The 5216-nt window shown below is 66.2% G+C and carries 7 protein-coding genes; 2 read left to right on the top strand and 5 right to left on the bottom strand.

The annotated features are described in order from the left end of the window. Positions 1-152: 152 nt before the first annotated feature. Positions 153-1301 (bottom strand): succinyldiaminopimelate transaminase, encoded by a 1149-nt coding sequence (gene dapC, locus AC5RWT_RS34245; RefSeq protein WP_494084111.1) that lies wholly within the window; start codon positions 1299-1301, stop codon positions 153-155. A 5-nt stretch (positions 1302-1306) separates the two neighbouring features. Next, positions 1307-1630, bottom strand: a complete 324-nt coding sequence (gene fdxA / locus AC5RWT_RS34240) for a ferredoxin (RefSeq protein WP_494084110.1) — start codon at positions 1628-1630, stop codon at positions 1307-1309. A 91-nt stretch (positions 1631-1721) separates the two neighbouring features. Between fdxA and AC5RWT_RS34235 the strand changes: the two genes are divergently transcribed. Continuing rightward, positions 1722-1973 carry a putative acetyltransferase gene (locus AC5RWT_RS34235; RefSeq protein WP_494084109.1) on the top strand — a complete coding sequence of 84 codons (252 nt, stop codon included), beginning with the start codon at positions 1722-1724 and terminating at the stop codon, positions 1971-1973. Here the strand turns inward: AC5RWT_RS34235 and AC5RWT_RS34230 are convergent. Further along, positions 1961-3277, bottom strand: a complete 1317-nt coding sequence (locus AC5RWT_RS34230; protein WP_494084108.1) for an MFS transporter — start codon at positions 3275-3277, stop codon at positions 1961-1963. The two genes, AC5RWT_RS34235 and AC5RWT_RS34230, sit on opposite strands and share 13 nt — an antisense overlap. Before the next feature lie 67 nt (positions 3278-3344). Between AC5RWT_RS34230 and AC5RWT_RS34225 the strand changes: the two genes are divergently transcribed. After that, complete coding sequence (locus AC5RWT_RS34225; RefSeq protein WP_493966357.1) at positions 3345-3839, top strand: ArsR/SmtB family transcription factor; 495 nt, start codon at positions 3345-3347, stop codon at positions 3837-3839. A gap of 42 nt (positions 3840-3881) precedes the next feature. On the opposite strand, the gene AC5RWT_RS34220 is transcribed toward AC5RWT_RS34225, so the two are convergent. Beyond that, entirely contained in the window at positions 3882-4382 is a 501-nt protein-coding gene (locus tag AC5RWT_RS34220) for a hypothetical protein (RefSeq protein ID WP_494084107.1), read from the bottom strand. A 10-nt stretch (positions 4383-4392) separates the two neighbouring features. Continuing rightward, positions 4393-5216 (bottom strand): large ribosomal subunit assembly factor BipA (locus AC5RWT_RS34215; protein WP_494084106.1); only part of this gene is annotated, 824 nt, incomplete at its 5' end.

Here is a 5216-nt window from a genome sequence, read left to right as displayed (position 1 = left end):
TGCTCAGTCATTGAGTCCCCTTCAGGAGGTTTAGAAGCTAACGGCACGCCGGGCGCTTGTGGCACTGAGCATGCACATACTCGGGTAAAACGCTACCCGGAGAGTCACCGATATATCTAATCCGGGACATATGTTTTTGTTTGGTTCCACAGTCAACAGATGCCGGTCCGGGAGCAGGAAAGCCGTTCGACGGCGGCGTCGATCCGTTCATCACTGCCGGTCAGCGCCACCCTGACGTGGCCGTTGCCGGCCTCGCCGTAGAACACTCCGGGACCAATGACGATGCCCAGCTCGGCGAAACGGCCCACGGTGGTCCATGTATCTTCCCCCGCGGTCCCCCACAGGTACAGGCCGGCCTCGGAATGGCGGACCCGGATACCGAATTTCTCCAGCGCCGGCAGCAGCCGCTCACGCCGGCTCCGGTACAGGTCCTTTTGCGCCTGCACGTGCGCATCGTCCTGTAGCGCGGCGCACATGGCGGACTGGACCGGGAACGGCACGATCATGCCCGCGTGCTTGCGGCTGTTGATGATATTCGCCATCAACGCCGCGTCTCCCGCCAGGAATGCCGCCCGGTAGCCGGCGAGGTTTGATTGCTTGCTCAGCGAATAGGTGCACAACAAGCCCTCGTGCGAGCCCTGGGCAACGGCCGGGTCCAGCACACTGGGCACGGTCCGGCCCCCGCGGGCCGTGTCCCACTCCCCCCAGCCCAGTTCCGCATAGCACTCGTCGGAGGCGACGACGGCGCCAAGGTTCCGCGCGTCCTGAACCAGGGATCGCAGCTCCGGCTGGTCCCGGACGATGCCGGTGGGGTTGCCCGGGGAATTGACCCACACCAGTTTGACCCGGCTCCTGGTCTGCGCGTCCAGGTCCGCCAGGCTGTCCGCCGCTACGGGGGTGGCGCCGGCCAGAAGGGCGCCGATGTCGTAGGTGGGATAGGCCACGACCGGGCGCACCACGACGTCACCGGCACCGAGTCCCAACAACGTGGGCAGCCAGGCGACCAGCTCTTTGGACCCGACCGTCGGCATGACTGCCTGCGGATCCATTCCGGGAACATTCCGACGGCGGCCGAACCACTCCGCGATCGCTTCCCGCAGTCGGGCGGTGCCGTGAGTGGTCGGATACCCCGGCGCGTCCGCGGCGGCTGCCAGCGCCTCCTGCACGACGGCCGGCGTTGGGTCAACCGGCGTACCGATGGACAGGTTCACTGCGCCGCCGGGGTGTTCTGCCGCTTTCTGCGCGTAGGGCGCCATGGCGTCCCACGGGTACTCCGGCAACTGAAGGCCGAATGAACTCATCGAGTTCAGTCGTGGTTCTGCGGCGGCAGGGCGGCGATCAGCGGATGGTCTTTGTGGGTGTTGCCCAGCTTGGCGGCGCCCCCGGGGGAACCCAGGTCGTCGAAGAACTCCACATTGGCCTTGTAGTACTCGGCCCACTCCTCGGGAGTGTCATCCTCGTAGTAGATGGCTTCAACAGGGCACACCGGCTCGCAGGCGCCGCAATCGACACATTCATCCGGGTGGATGTACAGGGACCGTTCGCCTTCGTAAATACAGTCCACCGGGCATTCTTCAATACATGCCTTGTCTTTTACATCCACGCACGGCTGTGCGATTACGTACGTCACGTCCGTCAGCACCTTTCTGAACAGTTCCCTCTAGCCTATCGCCTGCGACCATTATCTCCCCAGCCGGAGGCAGCACCCGTAGGATGGTCGGGTGAGACCTGCTACCCCCGCCTCCTTCCTGGCCACGGCAGCGCCGGGAACACGCGTCGTGGTGCGCTATCGGATCGACGGAGGGCTGACGGACGCCCTCGGTGAACTGCTCGCTGCTGATGCTGACTCCTGCACGGTCAGGACTGCGCGGCGCGGCGACGTCGTCGTTTCATTGTCCGCCGTGACCGCCGCAAAGGAGGTTCCTCCGCAACCGCCGCGGCGCGGCCGTCGGCCGGGAAATCAGTCCGCGTAGCTGTCCGGCAGCCGGCGCAACCCCCACAGCGGGGAGAACAGCACCGGCGCCGCAGCAAGCACGCTCCCGGCCGCGGCGAGCCACAGAGTGGGCACCAGTCCGATAGTTTCGCCGAAGACACCGGCCAGCAGCCCGGAGAGCGGCAACACGCCGTACACCACGAACCGGATCGAGGCGTTCATCCTGCCCAGCAGCCGTGGCGGGCAGACCCGCTGGCGCATGCTCACCTGCATCACGTTGTACACCAGTGAACAAAAGGAGAGACCAGCCTCCCCGACCACCAGCAGGATCAGCGCCGAGCCGCTGTCCGGCATCAGCACCGACAACGGCATTGCCGCCAGGAAGGCCGTTGACGCAATGCTTGCCAGCGGAATCAGGGCGCCTTCGCCGGTCAGCTTTGCCAACTTTGGTGCAACCACCGCGCCGAGCAGTCCACCTGCCGCGGCCACCGAATAGACCAGCCCCAGCGAGCCCGGCCCCAGTCCCAGCTCACGGAGCACCAGGATGGGGAACAGCGTAAACGCCAGTCCCGAGAAGAAGTTCATCAGACCCGTGCAGGCGGCTATCCGGCTGATCAGCGGATGGCGCACCACGAACCCGAGCCCTTCCCTGATTTCGACCATGAGCGGCCGCCTCTCGTGCCGCGGCGCCCGCACTTCGCGGTCGCGGGTGCGGATCAGGAACAGGGCGGAGAACAAGTACCCAAGCGTGTCGGCCAGGAACAACAGCGGGGCCGCCATCACCTGCAGCAGGCCGCCGCCCGCGGCAGGTCCGCCCATCCTCGCCAGCTGTGCGGTGCTCTCCAGCCGGGAGTTTGCCGACGACACCTGGTCGCTGCGCACCAGCACCGGAATGTAACTCTGGTATGCCACGTCGAAAAAAACTGTTGCACAGCCGAGCACGCCCGCCACCGCATACAGGTGCCACATCTGCAGCGCACCAATCCACCACAGCAGCGGCACGAACAGCATGGCGGCTGCGCGCACCAGATCGGCTGTGATCATGACCCGCCGCTTCAGCCACCGGTCCACCCAGGCCCCCGCCGGCAACCCGATCAGCAGGAAGGCGGCCGTGGCGCTGGCATTGAGGACGCCCACTTGGAATTCGCTGGCCCCGAGCACCACCACTGCGAGCACCGGGACGGCCAGCTGCCCGACCTGGACCCCGACCTGGCTGAGGGTTTGGGCCGACCAGAACATGCGGAAGTTCGGGTCGCGCCATAACGACGGCGGGGCCTCGCTCCCGCCCGCACTGCCGGTCCGCGCGGTCGCTGGGGACACTTGTGGCGCAGGCTGCTCAGTCACCGTCACAGTCTTGATCAGCGATTGGGGAAAGTCAATCGTTGAGCGCCTCGTGTCGTATGCTGGAGACATGCCTACGGATCAGGACCTGCAAGCCACTGGGCGGGCACTCAGCTCGCCGGTCCGGCTGCGCATTCTGCGGCTTTGCCTGCACCGGTCGCGGACCAACAAGGAGATCGCGGAACTGCTCGGCCTGAATCCGGCCACCTCGCTGCACCACGTGCGCACGCTGCTCAACACCGGCTTCCTGGAAGCCGAGGAACCGCGCAAGGGCAACCGGGGGGCCAAGGAAGTGCCCTACCGCGCCACCCGGATGTCCTGGGGAGCCGAGATGCCGGACGCGGCTCCGGTGCTGGTGGAGACCTTCCTGCAGGAAATCGACGGCCTTGCCCCGGACGAGATCGAAACCACGCGGATGGGCATCAAGCTCAACGACGCGCACCGCAAAGAGATGCTGGCGAAGATCCGCGCGGTCTTCGAAGAGTACGCGATGCTGCCCGCCGACGAGGACGGGACCGCGACGTCCATCTTCCTGGCCCACCATGTGGACCAAACGGCTAATTGAGGCCCGGCCCGCGGACGGAACCGCCCCGCGCGGACCGGCCGGTCAGGCTTTGGCCCGCCGCGGCTTCAGAGCCCAGGCGCAGATCAGCAGCGCCGCAACGGCCGCAAAGACCAGTCCGATCATCCAGATCCGGCCCGCCACGGCGATCGGCAGTTCCACCGCAGCGGTGGTCCCGGTGACGATCAGCGGTTCGGCGCCCGGAGCCATGGCCATCAGCCCGACGAGGACGTAGGCGAGAACTCCCGTCAGCCCGGCCACGACCACGTTGCTCGCCTTCAGCCCGGACCAGACCATCACCGCCAAGGCGAACACCAGAGCGGCTGCAGCACCCCACGGATAGTTGGACCCCCCGGCGTAGAGGATCTGCGAGTGCAGGGCCGTTCCCACAACCGCCGTCACCACCGCCCCGAAGACCGCGGTGCCCCAGCCCTGGAAGGCGGGGCGCCGCCGTCGTACCTGAGGGCGTTCCGCCGCAAAAACGGGCGGGTTAACAGCGGAAGGCAACCCGCCGTGGTCTCCGGCGGGTTGCCTCTGCTCTGTCATACGGTCCAGTTTATGCCCTGGCGCGCGCACGGGCGGCCTTGAGCCGCTCGTTGGCGTCCAGGACCAATTTGCGGATGCGAATCGCTTCCGGAGTCACCTCAACACACTCGTCTTCGCGGGCGAACTCGAGCGATTCCTCCAGCGTCAAGGTCCGCGGCGGGGTCAGGTTTTCGAAGCTGTCGGAGGAAGCGGCACGCATATTGGTGAGCTTCTTTTCCTTGGTGATGTTGACGTCCATGTCGTCCGCCCGCGAATTTTCACCAACGATCATGCCTTCGTAGACCTCGGAGGTGGGCTGGACGAAGAAGGAGCCACGTTCCTGCAGGTTGATCATCGCGAAGGGCGTGACCACGCCGGACCGGTCGGCAACCATCGAGCCGTTGGTACGGTACTCAATCGGTCCTGCCCAGGGCTCGTAGCCCTCGGAGATGGAGGCCGCGATGCCGGCCCCGCGGGTCTCGGTCATGAACCGTGTGCGGAAACCAATCAGGCCGCGGGCCGGAACAATGAATTCCATCCGGACCCAGCCGGTGCCGTGGTTGGCCATGTTGACCATCCGGCCCTTGCGGGCGGCCATCAACTGGGTGACTGCGCCGAGGTACTCTTCCGGGACGTCGATGGTCATGTGCTCCATCGGTTCGTGCACCTTGCCGTCGATCGTCTTGGTGACCACCTGGGGCTTGCCCACGGTCAGCTCGAAGCCTTCACGGCGCATCTGCTCCACCAGGATGGCCAGTGCCAGCTCGCCGCGGCCCTGGACTTCCCAGGCGTCCGGGCGCTCGGTCGGCAGCACCTTCAGCGAGACGTTGCCCACCAGCTCCTTGTCCAGCCGGT

It is taken from the genome of Arthrobacter sp. Dra40, from assembly GCF_059091905.1.
This window is presented reverse-complemented; position numbering and strand designations above follow the sequence as displayed.